Origin of the sequence: Mucilaginibacter sp. (assembly GCF_039925265.1) — a bacterium.
GTDB lineage: Bacteria > Bacteroidota > Bacteroidia > Sphingobacteriales > Sphingobacteriaceae > Mucilaginibacter.
Genome location: NZ_JBDSZG010000016.1, coordinates 16618 through 37505, shown reverse-complemented (window position 1 = coordinate 37505; position 20888 = coordinate 16618). Strand labels below are relative to the sequence as shown.

Sequence of the window (20888 nt, the reverse complement as noted above, 5' to 3'; positions counted from 1 at the left end):
AAATTGCTTCGTGCTTCGCAAGGATGTGGTGATTAAAAGTCCCGAAGCCTAACTACCGGAACTTTTATTATTGCAGATAACAAATCTCTAATCAACAAACCTATCGATATTTTATCGGGACGCTCGTTGGTTTTAAAATCGGTGGATGTGTACCGTGATCACGGATTGATCAATGTTTTTGAGGTGTTTTCTATTGCCTGTTTGTATAAGCCATAAAAGAAAATCGGTAAAAATATTAGGTTAAGCAAAAAAACACCCGTTACTACCTGGAAGGCACCCCCGGCGTAGTGAAGTAATTTAAAAATCATGCCGCCTGCTATCAGTAATGCGGAAGCGAAACCCGTAACTACCCTTATATTGTACATGCGGGAATGCGACTTCCAATGCGTCATCGAGTTTGAAAACAAAATAACTGATGTTAACATCACCAAAAAAGGGGAGATCAAAATTAAAACAGGACCGCCCGGCCAATGTAAGATTTTGAACATTATACCTGTAGAAGTGAGAAATAAGGTTATAAAACTGCTGAAATAAATGATACGTTTCATAGTTGTTTGTTTTTTAAAGTTTAAGATAAAATACAGTTCCTGTTGAATTTCGTGCATGCCGTTGGGCGTTATATTTTGAAAAGCAATGTCGTAAACCGCCTCAAAATCAGCCCCAGGCAACAATCTTTCCTCAATAAAACAGCAATAATGGTCAAGCAAATCATTTTGGAGGTTCTCATCGGTAACCCCATCGGCCATAATACGGTCGAGAATAAATGATACCTGCTTGTCGTTAAGCTGCTCCATACGTTTTTGGCGGTTGGGCTGTTATAAGGTTATGTATGGTTTGTAAAAACTCCAGTAGCTCGTCTACCGATTCTTGAGCCGACGTTTTCCCGGATGTTGTAAGGCTATAGTATTTGCGCACCCTTTTACCGATAAACACTTCTTCGGCCACCAACAATTTGTCTGCCTCCAGTTTATGCAGCGCCGGGTAAAGCGAGCCCTCTTTTATCAGTATTTTTTCGCCCGACATCTGTTTAACCAATTGCACAATTTCGTAACCGTACATTCTGCCGTTTTCTTCCAGCAACTTAAGAATGATGGTGCTCAGCGTTCCTTTTAATAATTCGGTACTATTCATAGCTATGTGTTGCATCGTATTTTAATACATCTTAAATCTATGCATAAAAAAAATAAAAAAATACAAGATTTTATTTTTTTATGTGATTAGCGACGTTGCCGTCCGGTAAAATTGATATATCATACCTATTGCCAAGCACTATACTTTCTTCCCCTACGGCCGAATCTATTACATGAATGGTAAACTTGCTATCGATATAAAAATGGCGGGAGTAAGTCAAATAATCACCTCCAAATGTGTCGAAGTATATCGGCAGTACCTTAGCAGATTCCTCATTCCTGTTATACACTATTAATATTCCATAAAAATCATACAAGAAGGTTTTGCAATTCATTACAACCGTTGCCGGGAATTCTGCATGCCGCACATCATAGTCGCACATGTAATAATATTCGAGCCCGTCTTTATCTGGCAATCGGTACCTATACTTGTTTATTTTAAATACAGTATTGAATGGTGTTCCGTCTTTGCAGGTTATAGAGTCTTGGGCTGCTATATTTATCCAGTCGAGTTTTTTGATTGGCGGGAGTTTATAGAGCTTAATTTCGCTTAGTGCCTTTTTATCGAAGCCTCCTATACCTATCAATCGGCTAATATCGTGGTAAATTAGCTTTGTATAGTAGGATGAAGAAGGCACATGGTTCCGGGAAAATTTAACTCCGAACGGTAAGCGCGTAATTGGCGCTGGGTTTTTGGTATAACTCGTACTGTTAAGGATAAGTTCTTTCTCAGATGTTTTTTTGGGGTGCGCATCTGTTTTAACAGTTTGGAGGCTTTTCTTATCCGTTTTATTTGGCGGGCCTGCACAACCTGTCAAGCATGCAGTTGAAAGTAATAACAGTGCGTTTTTTAAAAGCCTCATGTGGTGAAGATAAACGGAAGAATCTTTAAAAGCAAAGCCCCGATAGTATCACTAACGGGGCTTCTATATGATTGTGGTTGACTAATCTCTAATCACCAATCGCTAAACTCTACTTCTTCTTCGTCTGCACTTGTGCTTGCTGGCGCATCATTTCGTCGAGTTTGGCGCCGAAACCTGTTTTTTTCTTTTTAGGGTCATCGGGTTTCTTTTTATTCTCCTGGATCTGGGCATGGATCTTCTTATCATCAACCATGAATTTGATCAGGTATTGCTGTAAGAAGGTGAGCATGTTGGCCAGAAAGTAGTAGTAGTTCAAACCTGATGGATAGCTATTCAGCGTGATCAGGAAGATAAGCGGCGTAATGTAGCCGATGTATTTCATCTGCCCGGTTGCGCCCGAGATCTGGTTGTTGAAATACGTGTAGATCAGCGTAGAGATGGTCATCAGCAAACACATCAAACTGATGTGGCTTACCCCAAATATTGGCGCGAAGGTGATCACCGAATCGTAGGTAGAAAGATCGTGCATCCACAGGAAGCTTTGGCCGCGAAGCTCAAATAAGCTTGGGAAAAAGCGGAAGAACGCGATCACTATCGGCATTTGTATCACCAACGGCAAACAACCACCCAGCGGGTTCACGCCTGCTTTTTTGTAAAGCTTTAAGTATTCCTGCTGTAAAAGGGTAGGATTATCTTCACCAACTTTGCCTTTTATCTCGTCCATTTCCGGCTTCAGCACGCGCATCTTGGCCATACTTAAGTACGACTTGTAGGTAAGCGGCGATAATACCAACTTCAAAATAACGGTAAGCGCTAATATAATAATCCCGTAGTTCCAGTTAAATTTATTCAGGAAGTTAAATATAGGCAGGGTAGCAAACTGGTTGATGTATTTTAATGGTCCCCAGCCCAGGTTAACCAGTTTTTGCAGATCGTAACCCTGGTCTTTTAAGGTAGAGTAACGGTTTGGACCAAAATAAAATAGCAACGGCGCCTCGCCCAAAGCATTGCGACCAAGCGTGAGATCTGCCTTCATTTGCTTCACATCGGTAGTATCGGCAATATCATGGCTAACCGTTAAGTTAGATTTACTGATGCCGCCTGTAGCGATCAACGCATTTGAGAAAAAGTGCTGTTTAAACGCAACCCATTGCATTTTTTTATCAGTAATGGATTTTGTATCGTCTTTAGTTTCGGCTAAGTAATCAACCTCGTTGTCGGTGTTTTTGTAGTAAACGGTTGTATATTGGCGTTCCTGCGCAATATCTTTTTCTTGCTTAAGCAGGCTGGCTGCCCAGCTGATGTTAAGCGTGCCGCTATTGGCGATAACCTGATCCAGGCCAACAGGTTTAATGGTAAGGCCCAATTTGTAGCCGGTGCCTTTTAAACTGTAGACGTAATCTATATACTGGGTAGGGCTGTAGCTTAAACGCATGGTTAGCGAAGCAGAATCTTTGGCCGCAACGGTTAACGCTTTTGCACTTGGGGTAAAGTACAGATCGTTGGTATTGATGGTTTTGCCCTGCGCGCTAAAGTTTAAACCGAAGGTGTTTTTATCGCCGCTGAAAAGAATTAGCGGTTTTTTGTAAGCGGTTTTAAACTTTTTTAACTCGGCAGAATAAATGCGACCGCCTTTTGTAGAAAGTTTAAGCACAAGCTCATCATTCTCAACGGTAACAAATTGTTCCTGGCCCACGGTTGCTGCACCAAAAGCGGTTTTTAATACGGCAGAATCTACCACGGTAGATTTTTTAACGGTATCAAACTTGGCGACTGCAGCGGGCTCTTTTACGCCGGCTCTTTTAAGCGAATCCTGGTGGGCAACTTCTTTTTCCTTTTTTATGGCCTCATCACTGGGCTTCATAAAATAGATCGAGGCCCCCATGATGATCATGATCAGGAATAATCCTGTAAACGTATTTCTATCCATTATCTAATATATCGTATGATTAACATCGGCTGGTTTTGTTACAACCGGGTGTCCATCAACCTACTGTTTTAATTGTTAATTCTTGCGTGCGTAGGCCAGCGAAGCGGCGACAAAGTTAATAAAAAGTGGGTGCGGATTTGCAACTGTTGATTTTAATTCCGGGTGGAACTGCGCGCCCACAAAAAACGGGTGGTTTTTAAGTTCAACTACCTCTACCAAGCCGTTTTCGGGGTTAATGCCCGATGGCAGTAAACCGGCGGTTTCGTACTGTTTAAGGTACTCGTTGTTAAACTCGTAACGGTGGCGGTGGCGTTCGGTGATGGAGGTTTTGCCGTAAATAGCAGCTGCCTTGCTTCCTTTTTTAAGGTCGCACGGGTAGGAGCCTAAACGCATGGTACCACCTTTATTGGTGATGTTTTTCTGATCTTCCATCATGGCGATAACCGGGTGCGGGGTGTCCTGGTTCATCTCTGTGCTGCTGGCGTTGGCAAGGCCCAATACATTGCGGCCAAATTCAACCACGGCGCACTGCATACCCAAACAGATACCAAAGAACGGAATGTTATTTTGGCGCACGTAACGGATCGCCTCTATTTTACCTTCAAAACCACGCTCGCCGAAGCCAGGGGCAACCAATACGCCATGTAAGCCTTTCAGCTTGTCTATAGCGTTCTCTACAGTTAATTGTTCCGATGGGATGTACTGTACCTTTACCTTGCATTCGTTTTTGGCACCCGCGTGGATGAACGATTCGATGATAGATTTGTAGGCATCCGGCAGCTCCACATATTTACCTACCAGGCCAATGCGCACTTCGGAGGTAGGGTTTTTAAGGCGACCCAAAAACTCTTTCCAGCTATCCAGGTTTGGCTCATTCTTGTGAGGGAGCTTTAGTTTGGTTAATACGGTTTTATCTAACTGCTCTTTCAGCATCAGCAAGGGTACATCATAAATAGTTGATGCATCCATCGACTCGATAACCGCGTTGATGTTTACGTTACAAAACAGGGCTATCTTTTTACGGATATCCATATTAATATGGTGCTCGGTACGGCAAACCAGTATATCCGGCTGGATACCGTACTCCAAAAGCATTTTTACCGAGTGCTGGGTAGGCTTAGTTTTCAACTCGCCTGCGGCAGCCAAATAAGGTATTAAGGTAAGGTGGATAACCAGCGCGTTGCCGCTGCCAACTTCCCATTTAAACTGGCGTACGGCTTCCACAAAGGGCAGCGATTCGATATCGCCAACGGTGCCACCAATTTCAGTTATTACGATATCGTAGTCGCCGGTTTCGCCCAGGATGCGCATGTTGCGTTTGATCTCATCGGTAATGTGCGGAACAACCTGCACGGTTTTACCAAGAAAAGCACCCTCGCGTTCGCGGTTGATCACGTTCTGGTAAATACGGCCGGTGGTGATATTATTAGCCTTTGACGTTGGGGTGTTCAAAAAACGCTCGTAGTGACCAAGGTCAAGATCGGTCTCTGCACCGTCCTCGGTAACGTAGCATTCGCCATGCTCGTAAGGGTTAAGGGTTCCCGGGTCGATATTAATATACGGGTCGAACTTTTGGATGGTAACGCGGTAACCGCGGGCCTGGAGGAGTTTAGCTAACGAGGCAGAAATAATGCCTTTGCCTAATGACGAAGTAACGCCACCCGTAACAAAAATGTATTTAGTCATGAGATTTTTTTGAAATCCCGGCAGCGGAATATGGCCGTTGCCGAATGTTTGTGTACGGGGTACAAAAGTAAGAAAATTTGCGGGTTATGGGGTATCAAAAATGCAATTGTGGAAAACGTAGCAATGTTGGAAAGCTGAAAGGTTATAATGTTAAACGGTTGAAGAAACTTGAACGGTTTATTAGGCGCAACTCATCACTACATGCATAAAAGCAGGGAGTGATGAGGCAAAATAGTAGTTAAATTAACCGTGTTCGGTAGCGATTTTAAATATTCACTGCCTATAAAATTAATTTAACTACCTGATTTTCAACTTAAAATAATAAATAAAAATTTACTTAAATAAAGTGTAACAAATCCATTTAGGATAACGTCCTATACCTATAGTACTATGCATTACATGGTATTATGTTAAATGGGGGCCTTGACGAAGGCTGCGGAATGGGCAATATTTTTTCTCTCAAAAATTTAACTAACAAACTATGAAACTCAAACTCATACTCATCCTCCTCCTTTTAATCGCTGTGATCCCGGTGTTCGGGCAAACAGCCCCGGTATTATTCGCGGTAAATGGAATCACAACTGATTCTGTATCAAAAAAACCTGTAAGCTATGTAACCGTTAATTTGCGAAATGCAACAAAGCAACTTGTGCGCACGGTAGTTACAAAGGCCGACGGTACTTTCAAATTTGACAAGCTACCATCGGGTAAGTACCTTATTGTGATGGTAAATGTTGGCTATAATTCAAAAACCATACCTGCCAACCTTACAGATGATTCCAAACTTACATTGGACCTGGGAAGTATAGCCATCAGAGAACAGACCACTCAACTTAAAACAGTGGCCGTTACAGCCGATAGAGCCATTATAAAACAGGAGATAGACAAGCTTACCTATGATTTAAAGGCAGACCCGGATAGCAAAAGTAATAGTGTGCTGGAGATGATGCGCAAAGTGCCTTTATTAACTGTTGATGGCGATGATAATATCCTGTTGAAAGGGAACAGCGGTTACAAAATATTGATTAATGGCAAACCATCCAGTATGATGGAGCGCGATGCTAAGAATATCCTCAAAAGTATGCCTGCATCAACTATTCAAAGCATTGAGGTGATCACAAATCCTTCCTCTAAGTACGATGCCGAGGGTATAGCGGGCCTCATTAACATTGTAACCAACAAAAAAGTGACTAATGGTTACAATGGTACCATAAATGTAAGCGAGGTGTTCCCGGTAGGTGGCCCCAGGTTGGGCGGGTCGTTTTCTTCCAAACAGGGCAAATTGGAGGTGTCGAGTTTTTTTGGCGCTAATGTTTCAAATTCGCCGGAAGTAATCAATTCCATCCAAAGGTTAACCACCGGAAGCAATCCCACTAAGCTTAACCAAAATAACTCGGCCGAATTTGATGGCAAAAACGGTTATGCAGAATTAGGCCTGAGCTATGAGATAGATAGCCTTAACCTGGTCTCGGGGCAGTTTAACATCAACGGAAATAACCAGGATGGTATAAATATGCAGCGTTCTGTATTGAATGAAGGGGCCAACGTTGTGCAGCAGTATGATTTATATAATAACAATGAGGCTGGAGGCCGGGGAATAAATGTAGGGTTAAATTATCAGCTGGGTTTTAAAAGCAGTAAGCAAAGGCTGCTTACGTTCTCGTACCAGTATTATACATTCAATAACAGGCAAAACGCGGCCTTAACGGCATCAAATCGTGTGAATTACGCCACGCCCGACTATTTGCAGCATAATGTGGGCGAGTCATCAGAACAAACTTTCCAGGTAGATTACGTGCACCCGGTAAAGAAATTAAATATAGAAGCGGGCCTGAAAGCAATTATTAGAGATAATAACAGCGATTTTCAATACCAGGGGTTTAACCCGGTTACCGGTGATTTTGAAACCGACCCGGCACGAAGCAATAAATTCAATAATAATCAAAATGTATTTGGTGCCTACAACAGCTATAGCTACAGTTTTAAAAACTGGGCGTTTAAGGCGGGGGCGAGGATAGAGGAGACCTTTATTGATGCTGATTTTATTTCGACAACGACACAGCTGCGCAAAAACTTCTTCAATATAGTTCCATCGGTAAGTATTAACAGGCGGTTTAAAAATTCCAGTACCCTTAACTTAGGGTTTTCTCAGAGGATCCAGCGGCCGGGTATTTATCAGCTGAACCCCTTTGTGGACAGGTCGAACCCGAATTTTGAATCATCCGGAAATCCCGATCTTAAACCCGCGGTATCAAACAGTATCCAATTAAGCTATAGCAGAACCAAAAAGGCATCGTTGAATCTGATGCTTGGCTATAATTATTTTAATGACCTGATCATGCCCGTTGTGGTTTTTAACCCCGCTACTAATATAACCCGCAGTAGTTTTGATAATACCGGCAGGGCCCGGCTGTTCACCTTTAACGCCAGTATAAATTATCCCATCACCAAAAAATGGAGCTCATCTCTTAACGGCAGAATAGCGCATGGCCGGGTGCAGGGGATAGTGAACGGAGTGCTGGTAAAAAATCAGGGGTTGATGTACGGCGCATCTTTCAATAGCGGCTATAATTTTGAAAAAGGCTGGCGCGCCAGTACCAACGTGTTTTTAAACGGACCAAACCTATCTATACAGGGAACTTCAAATGCTTATGCCAGTATCTCATTCAGTGTTAATAAAGATATAGTGAAGGATAAGCTTTCGTTTTCTGCAACGGCAAACAACCCTTTTAGCAAATACCGCAATAACATAAGGGATTCGTTCGGGCCCGATTTTACGCAAACAAATATTAACCGGTCGTACTTCAGAGGGTTTACCACCAGCCTTAACTACCGCTTTGGTAAACTGAAAGAGGCTGTAAAGAAGAATAAGAGAGGCATTAGTAATGATGATGTGCAGGGCGCGTCCTCATCAAATTAACGTAAGTCGGCGGGGGCATGGCCTCCGCCAATTTTCTACTAATCGTTTATTTTAATGGTTTTAAATGCTTTTAGGGCCAGATCTTGTTGTGCGGCAGACAAACGTGCGCCAGCTAAATTAAAAGTAAGCCGATTGTTTCGGCCTTTATAATAAACGCCGGTTAGCCCTTGCCCGGGTACCTTTGGCCAAACGGTTTTAATGAAATATTTATCTGTGGTATCAATCCGGAAGTTATGAATTTTTACATATGCCGGTATTTCTATCGGCATATGTAATTTTTCTTCCCTGTAAGAAAGGTGAGCTACATAGTCGGCTTTAGGGAATTTTATTTTTTCTGCCGATGTAGGCAAAAGCACATTTTTTTTAGTTTCATAGCTGGGGTCTGCTTCCACTTTAACCAGGGTAGAATCTGTGGTCCCAAGCTTTTTCATTTGGGCGGCTTCTCTTTTTTTACATTAAAATTTGCAGTGTAGGTGATGCCAGGCTTATAAAAGAAACCTTTATCCCAGTCTCTGCCGTTTATGTACTGTTGTTCGGTCGGTGGGAGATCTCCTGCGTAGCCCATGTCGCTGAAATCGAAAGCAAGAGAAACGCCGGGGCCATTTATTTGGCCTATAAATGAATCTTCGCCCTGGAGTTTTTTATATTTCCAGTTTTGAGGTACTGAGATGCTAAAGGAATGAAGATCGAGCAATTTCCAATCATCGTTGAACCAACTGCAGGAAAGCATAAATGGCAAGCAGAACAACAACCGGATTCCTTTAGAACTTATATGACTCATTCGCTCAAAAATGTTTCGAATTAAAGTGTATTATCGTTTTCGGACAATAAAAACGCCTCGTTATGTCATTGTCTCCTTTTCAGGAGATGCATTTAAAACAACCCGTTTATCTCGCGCTCTATCTTCTCTACAATCGTGGCCATATCTTCGGTTTTGTTGGCAAAATCCAGGTTATCCTTATCCAGCACCAGCAATTTGCCCAGCTTATAGTTTTTTATCCATTTATCGTACTTCTCGTTCAGTTTAGAGAGGTAATCTATCCGGATGCCTATTTCGTATTCGCGGCCGCGGCGCTGGATGTTATTTACCAGCGTTGGAACAGATGCTTTTAGGTACACCAGCAGATCGGGCGGTTTAATGAACTCGGTAATGTTATCAAACATGCTTTCGTAGTTCTCATAATCGCGGGTGGTCATCAGGCCCATATCGTGCAGGTTCTCGGCAAAGATGTAGGCATCCTCGTAAATGGTACGGTCCTGTATAATGTTGCGTCCACTGCGCTGTATCTCCACTATCTGGCGGTAGCGGCTGTTGAGGAAATAGATCTGCAGGTTAAAGCTCCAGCGTTTCATTTCGCTGTAAAAATCTTCCAGGTAGGGGTTATTGTCTACCGCCTCGTAAAGGGGTTCCCAACCATAATTTTTTGCCAGCATTTCGGTAAGTGTAGTTTTACCCGCGCCAATATTTCCTACAATAGCTATGTGCATGTGTTTGTTATTTGTTCTTGGTTAATAGATCATAGTTCGTGGCGAGAAGTATAGCCCACAAACTACATTAGCTACATGGCTAATATACACTATGAACTATGAACCATCAACTATGAACCGAATTAAAACTTCCTGAAACCAATAATTTCCCTCACCTCCCTGATTGTTTTCTGGGCGCTTTCGCGGGCTTTGGCGGCTCCGTAAATCGCAACCTGGCGCAGGTATGGGGCATCGTTGGCTATATCGTTTATTTTTTCGCGGATGGGTTGGGTAGCGATGATCATATCCTCGGCAAGCTGTTTTTTCAGGTCGCCATAACGGATGCCCATGCTATTGTATAGGTTATCAAAATGGGTGTAAGTATCTGGTGTAGATACCACTTTCATCAGGTCGAACAGGTTTTGGATCTCCTGAGGTTTTGCCTGGTTCTCGGTAGTAGGGCCGGCATCGGTAACGGCGCGCATTACTTTTTTGCGGATGGCTTCCGGCGTGTCTGATAAAAATATCGCGTTGCCTTCGCTTTCGCTTTTGCCCATTTTGCCCTTGCCATCAAGCCCCGGTATTTTTACCAGGCTCTCGCCAAGGCTGAAAGCATAAGGCTCGGGGAAATATTCGTTATTATATAATCGGTTAAAGCGGTTGCCAAAGGTGCGGCTCATTTCCAGGTGTTGCTCCTGATCTTTACCCACAGGTACTTTGGTGGCTTTGTGTATTAATATATCAGCAGCCATCAGCACAGGATAGGTGAGCAGCCCGGCGTTTACGTTATCGGGGTTGGCGCGCACTTTATCTTTAAAAGATGTGGAGCGTTCCAGTTCGCCGGTGTAGGCGTTCATGTTGAGGTACAGGTACAATTCAGATACCTCGGGCACGTCGCTTTGTACGTAAATGGTAGATTTTTCAGGATCGATCCCAGAGGCCAGGTACTCCACCAAAACTTGTTTCACAGCGCCATGCAGGTTGGCGGGGGTGGGGTGCGTGGTTAAAGAATGCAAGTCGGCAATAAAAAAATAGCAGTTGTATTCATGCTGCATTTTCACGAAGTTTTGAACAGCTCCGTAATAATTACCTAAGTGCAGGTTCCCGGTAGATCGTATACCACTAACAACAGTTTCCATATAGGGGGCGAAAGTAAGTATTTTTTATATTTTTGAGGCTGATGAAAATGATATTGAAGAAAGTTCACGTTTACCTTTACGCCTTTAGCGTGGCATTTTCATACTTATTATTATTCCCTTTCTTTTACTTCTTTTCGCGTAAACCTTCCCGATACAAGTACATGAACGCCCTGCGGCGGGTATGGGGCATAGTGAGTTCGTTTTGCGTAGGCATATTGTATGTTTTTGAGATAGAGCAACCGATAGACTGGAGCCGCACGTATATCATTTGCCCCAACCACACCAGCAACCTGGATATTACTGCCATGAGCATTTTTGTGAAAACCAACGATTGCTGTTTTATGGGTAAACAGGAACTGGCCGATTTTTTTGTGACGAGTTTGTTCTTCCGAACGGTGGACGTACCAGTTGACAGGCAAAGCAAAATCGCATCCTTCCGTGCCTTTAAAAAAGTAATGGAACGTTTAGAAAGTGGCGTTACCACCATCATCTTCCCCGAAGCTACAATCCCCGATCATTACCCTCCCGAACTAAAAGAATTCAAGAACGGCCCTTTCCGCATGGCTATCGAACTTAAATTGCCCATCATCCCGGTTACATCATTAAATACCTGGGAAATTTTATGGGACGACGGCCTGAAATATGGCTCGAAACCGGGTGTATGTAATATATTTGTACATAAGCCGATAGAAACGGCGCATTTAACTATTGATGATGCCGACGCCTTGCGCGACGAGGTGCACGCCATCATCAGCCAAAAATTAGCAGAGCATGACCATAGATGAACAAACAGTTGATAAAATAGCCCACCTTGCCAGGCTTGAACTTGCCCCCGATGAAAAGGCGGAGATGATTGCCGATATGAACAAGATACTGGGCTTTATGGATAAGCTGAACGAGGTAGATACCACCGGCGTAGAACCATTGGTATACATGACCGACGAGCCCAACATCCTGCGTGAAGATGTCGTGAAACAGGTGATCACTACTGAAGAGGCCCTTAAGAACGCTCCTGACCATGATGGCAGCCACTTTTTGGTAGCTAAGGTGATAAAGTAGTTGGATGCATTAAATATAAACGCTACCGACGGACTTTAATAATTGGAATAACAATTGTAAATTTGTTAAGATGACGACTTTAACCGTAAATATCGATAATAAGAAATCTGAAAAAGCTATTAAAGCTGTTTTGGACGCTTTGGGGTTGGATTATAGCGTCGCGGCGCAATCCGAAGAAAGGCCTTTGAATAAGTCGGAGCAAAAGATCTATAAGAATTTAAAGAAATCGATGGGGGAGATTAGAGCACACCAACGTGGGGAAATTCAGTTAAGGGACGCAACTGAACTGCTTGATGAGCTATAAAGTTAAAATCACTGCTCACTTTGACAAAGAAATTAAACGCATTGCCAAAAAGCACAAAGGCGTAAGAACCGATTTAGCGGCACTTATTAACGACTTGAAGGAGAACCCAACCAAAGGCACGGATATTGGTGGTGGTTATTACAAAATACGCTTGTCTATCTCAGGCAGTAACAAGGGAAAATCTGGCGGGGCAAGAGTTATTACTTTTGTTGTTTTTGTAGAGGAAACGGTATACTTATCAGAGGTTTATCTGAAAAGTGAACATGACAGTGTTGACCCGGCTATTATTTCTAAGCGACTAAAAGGAGAAGGAATAATTTAACTTTTCAATCGTCATTGTATATAGATAAGAAACAAGAAAATCGGCTAAGTTGAAGCTTTTAATCTTGTCTCTTGATTCCTGTCTCTTGATTCTACTATCTTTTATCTTTCTCCCTGTAACATTTTCACCCTCCTTACTGTCAAAGAAAGAAAAACGGATGATACCACTGAACAAATCCAAGGACGCGCCATTAAAAACCAAGGAAGAGCCACTTATTATTATCAAAGACATTGGCCGTAAGTACGTTATTGGTGCCGAGATCATACACGCTATAAAATCGGTAACGCTAACTATTAACAAAGGCGAGTTTGTGGCGCTAATGGGGCCGTCGGGTTCGGGAAAATCTACCCTGATGAATATTTTGGGTTGCTTGGATACACCAACCAAAGGCGAGTATATCCTCAACGGTATCAACGTAAGCCACATGACGGATAACGAATTAGCCGAAGTGCGTAATACTGAGATCGGTTTCGTTTTTCAAACATTTAACCTTTTACCACGTAACAGTGCTTTAGATAATGTTGCCCTGCCGTTGGTTTATGCCGGCATCAGCAAAGAAAAAAGGCGCGACCGTGCCAAAGCTGCGTTAGAAAACGTAGGCCTGGGTAACCGTACAGATCACCGCCCTAACGAGCTTTCGGGTGGTCAGCGCCAGCGTGTAGCCGTGGCCCGTGCGCTGATCAACAATCCATCCATCATCCTTGCGGATGAGCCAACCGGTAACCTTGATACTAAAACTTCGATAGAAATTATGGGGCTGATAGAAGACATCCACGCCAAAGGCAATACCATTATCCTGGTAACGCACGAGGAGGATATAGCCCAGCACGCCCACCGCATTGTACGTATGCGCGATGGTTTGGTAGAGAAGGATTACATGAACACCAACATCCAAACCGTGCGCCAGCATAGCGTTGCTGCGGGGATTGATTTGGGGAAGGAATAGTAAAATTGTGGGGCGGAATTGTGGAGAATTTAAAAACTGGTCGCTTTTATGGGCAAACCAACAGCACCATTCACCTGGATTTTGCCACCATTACGGATACCGAATACACGCACGACCGGGTAGACTGGCACTACCACGATAACGCCTACTTTACTTTCATACTGGATGGCAAAGTTATAGAGGGCAACAAAAAGGAAGTTTACAACTGCACCGCCGGCAGCCTGCTGTTCCACAACTGGCAGGATGCTCATTATAACATCAAACCCAAAGGGTTTACAAGAGGTTTCCATATCGAACTGAACGAAAGCTGGTTCAATAGTTTCAAATTTTACCGGGATAATTTACAGGGCAGTTTCGCGGTAGCAAACCCCGATGTGAAATTCCTTTTCTACAAGATCTTCCGCGAAACTAACATCCAGGACGGCATTACCGCGCTTTCTACCGAAATATTATTGTTGCAGGCTTTAGCGCAGATGCAGGGCGATAGTGTGGCCGCTGCTAAGCAAACGCCAATTTGGGTTGGCAGGTTGAGGGATATTTTGAACGATAGTATTGCCTGCAAATTTACGCTGAGCGAATTATCCGCTACGCTGCAGATCCACCCCGTGCATCTATCCCGCGACTTTTCTAAATATTTCCAGTGCAATCTGGGCGAGTATATCCGCAAGCTTCGGATAGAAAAAGCCTTTGCCTTACTGCCGAGCAGGCATCTCTCGCTTACCGATATTGCCCTTACCTGCGGCTTTGCCGACCAGAGCCATTTTCTGCGTAGCTTTAAAAGCTTTAACCAGGCAAACCCCACCGTTTATCGCAAACTTTTAATGCGGGCATGTTAATCCTGTTCTATTTTGCAGGTGTAATTTAGCGGAGATTTGCAGGAACAACATCAAAACTGAAAACATGCATACCAACATAAAACATTTATTATTTGCCGCTCTCTGCGTCATCGTGCTTCGGGCAACCGCGCAAACCACCGATATTGTAACGCCGGAACCTATTACTGCCCCCAGGCATCAAGCCAATATCGGTCGCATTATTTTTTTGAACGACACCATCCTTGCAGCGCAGATAAAAGATGCCGACATAGTAAGTGAGCTGATCCTCGACCCCAACAACAACCTCAGCATGTGCGCGTTTATGGGTAACTCGCTTACCAATTACCAGCACCAAATGGCACCCGATCTTACGGTGGCGCAACTAAACGAGGGTAATTATCATTTCTCTTTTTACATTGATGATAAGCTCATTTACCAGGAAAACCTGCACAAAGGTGCGGGCTACGCGTGGATAAAAAACAGCCGTACCGCCTTGCGGATTAAACTCATCAGCACTAAGCACGAGGATATGTGGAGCCGCTACCTCTTTGGCCGCCTGATGATGCGCGGAGGCGAAGATGCCTTAACCACAGGCTCGCATACTTTACGGGTGGAATTACGCCCTTACGTTGCCATCCCTACGCTTAAGGTGGGTGATATTATTGCCAAAGGCGATTTAAAGATAATTGTACCTCCTGCGGAGGTGAAGGATATACAGATCCAGGCCATTAAACCCAACAGCGGCTGGCCGGTATCTACAGAAGCTTACGATAAAAAACTGATCATGGGCATGAACGAGAGGATAGCCCAAAACAAGTTTAAGAACATCAGCGGTATCGTAGTTATCAAAAACGGTAAGCTTTTAATAGAGGAATATTTTAATGGCGAAGGGCGGGACAGCCTGCACGACCCACGCTCGGTAGGTAAAACATTCGCATCGGCAGTAATGGGCATTGCCATTAAAGAAGGATACATTAAATCAGAACAGCAAACGCTGAGCGAGTTTTACAACCTGAAGAATTACCAGAATTACTCGCCCAAAAAGGACAGCATCACCATAAAAAGTCTGCTTACCATGAGTTCTGTTTTTGATGCGAATGATAGCGATGATAACTCCCCGGGCAACGAAAACATTATGTACCCGATGGATAACTGGGTAAAATTTGCGCTGGACCTAAAGGTGGATAGCAGCAAGCAAGCCTACAAAAGCTGGAATTATTTTACCGCCGGCGTAGTGGTATTGGGGGATATCCTCAACCAAAAAGTACCCGGCGGGTTGGAGAAATATGCCGATAATAAATTACTTAGGCCATTAGGCATCACGAGTTATCAATGGCCGTACACGCCGCAGCATGTACCGAGTACCGCAGGCGGTATCAGGCTAAGAGCGTTGGATTTTGCCAAATTTGGGCAGCTTTATAAAAACAACGGCGTTTGGAACGGCAAACAGATTATCCCGAAGGCGTGGGTTGAAAAATCATTCACCAAACAAATTGCCCTGCCTGCCAATGTGGTTGGTCCCGGTAATTATGGCTACCTGTTCTGGAACAAAACCTACACCATTGGCGATAAAGCTTACGAAACCTGGTACTGCACCGGCAACGGCGGTAATAAGATCTTTATTTTTAAAGATCAACCGCTGGTGGTTATCATCACCGCAAAAGCTTACAACGAAGGTTACGCGCATCCACAGGCAGATAAAATAATGCAGCAATATATTTTACCGGCGGTGCTGAAGTAGGATGAAAAGTTCCCCTCTCAAGAGTAATAGCCTATCATTAGACAGGCGGGTAATTCATAAGACGTTCCGCTGGAACGTTAGAGGGTTCTTTTGCATTTTCTACCCATAAAACATCCCGAAGGGATGAAGAAACAAAATCGTTCCGGAGGAACGTCTCATGGGTAGAAAAAATAACGGCAATTTTCACGTTCCAGCGGAACGTTTTATGAAATCTGTCTAATGATAGGCTATTACCCTCAAGAGGGGAACTTGAGGGTTTTAACACACCTCCGCCAGCTTGCAAACAAATTCCGCCATGTAAACGGCGCGCTCAGGCGTAATGGGTTTTTTATTGCCGATAACGAGCGTATGGTTCACTATCTCTATCACAAAATCATCCTCACGGATATCCATCACCGCGTTGCGGAAGTGGCGGTCCATGCAGTTGATGGCTTTGGCGTGGTCGTTCACCATTACATAAAAAGTGTCGCTAAAGGCTTTGTCTTCTTTAAAGTCGAGTTCCAGCGGATGTATCAGTTCGGCAAGTTTATCCCTCAGCGTTTCCGGGCGGATCTTTACGCGTCCAAAATCGCGTTTAAGATAAGCCAATGCCCAGGTTTGGTATTCAAAATGATCGGTTATTAAGCCTTCGTGCGCTTTTTTGGTATGCGTATCTAAAAATAGGATATAACAATCGCTGCGCCCATTTTTAATAACATAGGAGCCCAGCAGGTTATAATCGTGGTAATGGTTAAAGGCATCGAAATCTTCCAGATGGAAATTGATGTGGCCGGTAAGCTGCATATTAAAATGCGCCCGCAACTCATCATAAGTTGCCTGGAAGTTGTCGATAGTGTCTTGTGAAAGACCTTTTGTATCAAATAAAAATTCGCCCATTTATATAAATTAAACAGGCTAAATATACTAAGCGGCAGATTAATAATTTTGTGTATTTTTCACTAATAATTAACCCCGCCACCCATGAAATACATTAAGAGTATGCTGGTTTGCACCGTTTGCTGTGTAGCGCTTGGTTTTACCGCATCGGCCCAGCAGAAAAGTGCCGAAGTAATAAACCAGGAGTTAAGCGCCAGCCGTAAAAAGATAGATTCGCTGGATAAATTGTTGATAAGCGTTTTGGGCAGCAGGCAGCACATTGTGCAGGAAATAGGTGTGTATAAAAAGAAGAACAACATCCCGCCGTTGCAGCCCGCGCGATTTAAAGAGGTGGTAGATAAAGCCATAATTGCCGGTGGTAAGGAAGGGCTCTCGCCCGTTTTTATTACCGAATTGATGAACGCTATACATGAAGAAAGCCTGCGGATGGAAAGCGACAGCACAACTAAAAATTAAGACTTAATTAAAACTGGGGTTGTGAGGGTTAATGCCGTTTGCCAAAAGATAATTTTATGTATTTTGCGGATTAAAATAATCTGCTGTAAATGAGAAAACTATTACTCCCCGTTATTGCATTACTGGCTGTTACGCTGCTTGTACAAAGTTGTGCCAAATCAAAAAAAGTTGTGGTATCGCAGCCTGTAAAGGTGCAGGGTTTGTTTTCCATTACCGGCAACTGGTCGTCGCTGGGCATAACTTCAAGGGCTGCTTTGGAACTGGCGCAGGAGGATATCAATAAATACCTGGCGCAAAAAGATGCCAAGTTCCACATTGAGGTAGCGATATCAGATACTAAACTGGAAACCGAAACCGCAAGATTACTTTTTGTTGCTGCTAAAGACGTCGGCGTAAAATTCGTTATCGGCCCGCAGTCGAGCGCCGAGCTTGCTGCCATAAAGCCCGAGGCTGATGCTCACGATGTATTGGTAGTAAGCCAGAGCAGTACGGCGGGTAGTTTAGCTATCGCGGGTGATAATATTTTCCGCTTTTGTCCATCAGATAAAATTGAAGGTGCAGCAAGTGGCGCTACTATTTTTAAGCAAGGCAGTACAGGTTTAGTTACCGTTGCCCGCGATGATGCCGGCAACAAAGGCCTGCAAACCTCAACCGGTGCCGCGTTTACCGCTAAAGGCGGCGAGGTTAGTGCCATTGCACCGTACCCAATTACTTCGGCCAATTATGCATCGGTTATAGCCAGCATCAAAACAGAAGTTGCGCGTTTAACCACGGCTAAGGGTGTCGGCAAAGTTGCTGTATATTTAGCGTCGTTTGATGAAGGTATCGAGCTGTTTAAACTGGCCAGCACAGAACCAACTCTTAATAGTATTAAATGGTACGGCGGCGACGGCGTAGTGCTGAGCACCGCGCTACTAACCGACCCAGTTGTTGCGGAGTTTGCCATTAAAACAGGCTTTTTCGCGCCATCGTTTGGCTTGCCCGATGCGTTTAAAACCAAATGGGAGCCATTGGCCGCACGCATAAAAGCAAAAACCGGTATCGACCCGGATGCTTACGCCTTAGCCGCTTACGATGCACTTTGGACGATAGCTTACACGCTGGAAGCTACCGACGGCAGCACCACCGACTTTGCCAAGATAAAAACCCTTTTTGTGGCCGAAGCTAACAAAGATACCGGCGTAACCGGTGCCGATGCCTTAGATGCCGCCGGCGATCGTGCCAGCGGAACGTTTGATTACTTTGGTATTGTGAAAGATGGCGCGAGTTACAAATGGACTTTAGTAGGGAAGAGTGAGTAAGGAAATTACTATAGATATATCGAAAGCGCTTAATGGTTATAACCACCATTGGGCGCTTTCTGCTTTTTTAGCTGCATCGGCTATTTTTATATCATAAGACGATTGCAGTCGCACGGTTTCCCAACCACTGCCTCCTATGGGCGAAAACTCCCCCGCCCCGCCATCAAAGGAGCCGGAATTAGGTATACGATAATCGCCCCAGTTGCAGGGTTTGCTTAGTTTTTTGTCGTGGTTTGCCCATGTGCCAACAAATTGGTTGTTAGCGTAGCCATCCGAGTAGGAATCTATATCGTAGTAATGCACATCGCTGTTTTTATCCAGGTAGAACTTACTGTGAAAACTGCCTTTAAATACACCACTGTGTAGTTGGTTTGAGTCCTCCTCAAATTTGTATTTGCCTGAAATTACATATTCGCCTTTGATACCTTTGTTTTTCAGTTCGTCGTCTACACCATAGTGCATTGGTTTCACCTCGCTGATAGTTGTTATCATGATAAACCCCCTAAACTCATCGATGTTGTTTTTCACCATCGATTTGCCGTAAACGCGATAAACATCCGCACGCACCGCATCCTTTTTTATGGAGATAATTTTGATTCTTATCCGCTGAAAATCGTTCCCTATAAACCCATATACATACGCATTATCTGTAAACGTGAACAGTTTGGAAAAATCGTATTTAAGCAGTTTGAGGTTTTGCCCTTTAACGGCCATGCCCGGACTGCTTAACTTTTTCGGCTTTGATAATTGACCATTTATTTGGGCAAAATCTATTAGTAAAAAGAGCGATAGTATAAAAGTGGCAATTATGGTTTTCATTGGTTAAGGTTTATACTAAGGTAGCAGTAAATATTATCGATGCAAAACCCCACCCTGCACCCACCACCATTGCCAATTACCACCATTGGCTTTGCTGGTATCGAATGTCGCCAGATCGAAATGCCCGGCACCTGCATTTGAGGCTTGTATCTCATAAACTTTGATGGCCTGCTGATTTTGTTTCCAGGTAAGTGGTTTGCCGGGGGCGAGGGTTTCGGCGGGTTTCTTTGCGTCGGGTAATAAAAAGTAGGCCCTGTTGCTGCCGAATACTGCGGCCTGTCCGTTCTCGTCCATGCAAACTGCGGTGCGTTCATCGGCGGCTATGCCTTTGATGTTGGTGCGCCAGTCCTGCGCTATCCGGGCGAGGAAAACCACATGGCGGCCCTGGCGGCAGCGGGTTACGTAATGCTGGTCGGTAATTACGTTTTGCAGGTAGGGGGCGTGCAGAAAGTCGTTGTTATATAGCTTTACCAAATTGTGGTAGGGGTTGGCCAGCGCGGTATCTGCCGTAAGGCTGGCAATTTCGCCGCTGTAATAGAAGCCGCCTAAGATAGCGCAGCCCGCACTGGTGCCGCCAACAGGCACGTGTTTCTTATTGAGCAGGTAGTTGATGGCATCCATGGTTTTGGTGCCTTTCCAGTACTTCATGTAATTGCTTTGGTCGCCGCCGGCAATGAAAAGCATCTCGGCGTTGCGGATGATGTTCACCACGGTGTCGTTATCAGCCAGCTCGCGCGAATCTATCTTCAGTGTTTCCACCGAATTTACTTTGCCCAGTTCATAAATATAGGGGTTATAAGCCGCTGTGCCCGATGCGCGGATGATCACCACATCTCCGCCGCCGCTCCGGCCAATCATCCATTTAAAGGCTGCATCTACAGCCTTGCCGCCACCCATCATTACCACACCCAGTTTGGTGGAGGTATGCACATCTGCTGAATGGCCAATTATGCCGAGGGATGCCGGGCGGTTGGGGTATACTTTGGTGGTATCGGGTTTTAGGGCAGCATGAGCGAAAAGGCCACTTGCCGATAAGAGGATAAGAAAAAGGGCTTTATGTAGATGTTTATGCATGGTAATTATCTAAATCCTTTTCTTGGGCGAGATGCTTGTT

Annotated in this window: 22 protein-coding genes; 10 read left to right on the top strand and 12 right to left on the bottom strand. The window is 44.2% G+C overall.

Going from position 1 to position 20888, the window contains the following annotated elements; translation table 11 throughout:
• Positions 1–158: 158 nt before the first annotated feature.
• From ABIX36_RS08070 to ABIX36_RS08050, 5 genes are all read right to left on the bottom strand, one after another.
• A complete protein-coding gene (locus ABIX36_RS08070; protein WP_348081656.1) occupies positions 159–794 on the bottom strand; it encodes a hypothetical protein in 636 nt (211 codons plus the stop codon).
• Positions 781–1146, bottom strand: coding sequence for a helix-turn-helix transcriptional regulator (locus ABIX36_RS08065; RefSeq protein WP_348081655.1), 366 nt, complete (start codon positions 1144–1146; stop codon positions 781–783). Before ABIX36_RS08065 ends, ABIX36_RS08070 begins: the two co-directional genes overlap by 14 nt.
• Before the next feature lie 55 nt (positions 1147–1201).
• Complete coding sequence (locus ABIX36_RS08060) at positions 1202–1717, bottom strand: hypothetical protein (RefSeq protein WP_348081654.1); 516 nt, start codon at positions 1715–1717, stop codon at positions 1202–1204.
• A 385-nt stretch (positions 1718–2102) separates the two neighbouring features.
• Positions 2103–3923, bottom strand: a complete 1821-nt coding sequence (yidC, locus tag ABIX36_RS08055; RefSeq protein ID WP_348081653.1) for a membrane protein insertase YidC — start codon at positions 3921–3923, stop codon at positions 2103–2105.
• A 75-nt stretch (positions 3924–3998) separates the two neighbouring features.
• Positions 3999–5609, bottom strand: a complete 1611-nt coding sequence (locus ABIX36_RS08050; RefSeq protein WP_348081652.1) for a CTP synthase — start codon at positions 5607–5609, stop codon at positions 3999–4001.
• Between the two features lie 481 nt (positions 5610–6090).
• On the opposite strand from ABIX36_RS08050, the gene ABIX36_RS08045 reads away from it, so the two are divergent.
• Entirely contained in the window at positions 6091–8529 is a 2439-nt protein-coding gene (locus tag ABIX36_RS08045; protein WP_348081651.1) for an outer membrane beta-barrel protein, read from the top strand.
• A gap of 38 nt (positions 8530–8567) precedes the next feature.
• On the opposite strand, the gene ABIX36_RS08040 is transcribed toward ABIX36_RS08045, so the two are convergent.
• The 4 genes from ABIX36_RS08040 to trpS all read right to left on the bottom strand — a co-directional run bounded on the left by ABIX36_RS08040 (position 8568) and on the right by trpS (position 11135).
• Positions 8568–8960: a hypothetical protein gene (locus ABIX36_RS08040; protein ID WP_348081650.1), complete on the bottom strand. Its 393-nt coding sequence runs from the start codon at positions 8958–8960 to the stop codon at positions 8568–8570.
• On the bottom strand, positions 8957–9259 hold the full coding sequence (locus ABIX36_RS08035) for a hypothetical protein (RefSeq protein ID WP_348081649.1): 303 nt from the start codon (positions 9257–9259) through the stop codon (positions 8957–8959). The genes ABIX36_RS08040 and ABIX36_RS08035 overlap by 4 nt, the downstream gene beginning before the upstream one ends.
• A gap of 143 nt (positions 9260–9402) precedes the next feature.
• Positions 9403–10017 carry a deoxynucleoside kinase gene (locus tag ABIX36_RS08030; protein ID WP_348081648.1) on the bottom strand — a complete coding sequence of 205 codons (615 nt, stop codon included), beginning with the start codon at positions 10015–10017 and terminating at the stop codon, positions 9403–9405.
• Between the two features lie 122 nt (positions 10018–10139).
• Complete coding sequence (gene trpS / locus ABIX36_RS08025; protein WP_348081647.1) at positions 10140–11135, bottom strand: tryptophan--tRNA ligase; 996 nt, start codon at positions 11133–11135, stop codon at positions 10140–10142.
• A 41-nt stretch (positions 11136–11176) separates the two neighbouring features.
• On the opposite strand from trpS, the gene ABIX36_RS08020 reads away from it, so the two are divergent.
• The 7 genes from ABIX36_RS08020 (at position 11177) to ABIX36_RS07990 (ending at position 16322) form a co-directional block, all read left to right on the top strand.
• Positions 11177–11920, top strand: a complete 744-nt coding sequence (locus ABIX36_RS08020) for a lysophospholipid acyltransferase family protein (RefSeq protein ID WP_348081646.1) — start codon at positions 11177–11179, stop codon at positions 11918–11920.
• Positions 11907–12194, top strand: coding sequence for an Asp-tRNA(Asn)/Glu-tRNA(Gln) amidotransferase subunit GatC (gene gatC, locus ABIX36_RS08015; protein WP_348081645.1), 288 nt, complete (start codon positions 11907–11909; stop codon positions 12192–12194). Before ABIX36_RS08020 ends, gatC begins: the two co-directional genes overlap by 14 nt.
• Positions 12195–12264: 70 nt before the next feature.
• The gene (locus ABIX36_RS08010; protein ID WP_348081644.1) at positions 12265–12498 is read left to right on the top strand and encodes a hypothetical protein; all 234 of its coding nucleotides are present in this window, start codon (positions 12265–12267) and stop codon (positions 12496–12498) included.
• On the top strand, positions 12488–12820 hold the full coding sequence (locus ABIX36_RS08005) for a type II toxin-antitoxin system RelE/ParE family toxin (RefSeq protein WP_348081643.1): 333 nt from the start codon (positions 12488–12490) through the stop codon (positions 12818–12820). Before ABIX36_RS08010 ends, ABIX36_RS08005 begins: the two co-directional genes overlap by 11 nt.
• A 157-nt stretch (positions 12821–12977) precedes the next feature.
• The gene (locus ABIX36_RS08000) at positions 12978–13766 is read left to right on the top strand and encodes an ABC transporter ATP-binding protein (protein WP_348081642.1); all 789 of its coding nucleotides are present in this window, start codon (positions 12978–12980) and stop codon (positions 13764–13766) included.
• A gap of 20 nt (positions 13767–13786) precedes the next feature.
• Positions 13787–14602 carry an AraC family transcriptional regulator gene (locus ABIX36_RS07995; RefSeq protein ID WP_348081641.1) on the top strand — a complete coding sequence of 272 codons (816 nt, stop codon included), beginning with the start codon at positions 13787–13789 and terminating at the stop codon, positions 14600–14602.
• 64 nt (positions 14603–14666) lie between these two features.
• Positions 14667–16322: a serine hydrolase gene (locus ABIX36_RS07990; protein WP_348081640.1), complete on the top strand. Its 1656-nt coding sequence runs from the start codon at positions 14667–14669 to the stop codon at positions 16320–16322.
• Positions 16323–16580: 258 nt separating this feature from the next.
• Here ABIX36_RS07990 and ABIX36_RS07985 read toward each other — a convergent pair whose 3' ends face one another.
• On the bottom strand, positions 16581–17198 hold the full coding sequence (locus tag ABIX36_RS07985) for a hypothetical protein (protein ID WP_348081639.1): 618 nt from the start codon (positions 17196–17198) through the stop codon (positions 16581–16583).
• An 84-nt stretch (positions 17199–17282) separates the two neighbouring features.
• Between ABIX36_RS07985 and ABIX36_RS07980 the strand changes: the two genes are divergently transcribed.
• The gene (locus ABIX36_RS07980; RefSeq protein WP_348081638.1) at positions 17283–17654 is read left to right on the top strand and encodes a chorismate mutase; all 372 of its coding nucleotides are present in this window, start codon (positions 17283–17285) and stop codon (positions 17652–17654) included.
• 89 nt (positions 17655–17743) lie between these two features.
• Positions 17744–18955: an ABC transporter substrate-binding protein gene (locus ABIX36_RS07975; protein WP_348081637.1), complete on the top strand. Its 1212-nt coding sequence runs from the start codon at positions 17744–17746 to the stop codon at positions 18953–18955.
• Positions 18956–18991: 36 nt separating this feature from the next.
• Here ABIX36_RS07975 and ABIX36_RS07970 read toward each other — a convergent pair whose 3' ends face one another.
• Positions 18992–19774: a hypothetical protein gene (locus tag ABIX36_RS07970; protein WP_348081636.1), complete on the bottom strand. Its 783-nt coding sequence runs from the start codon at positions 19772–19774 to the stop codon at positions 18992–18994.
• A 33-nt stretch (positions 19775–19807) separates the two neighbouring features.
• Positions 19808–20848: a cyanophycinase gene (locus tag ABIX36_RS07965; protein WP_348081635.1), complete on the bottom strand. Its 1041-nt coding sequence runs from the start codon at positions 20846–20848 to the stop codon at positions 19808–19810.
• Between the last annotated feature and the right edge of the window lie 40 nt (positions 20849–20888).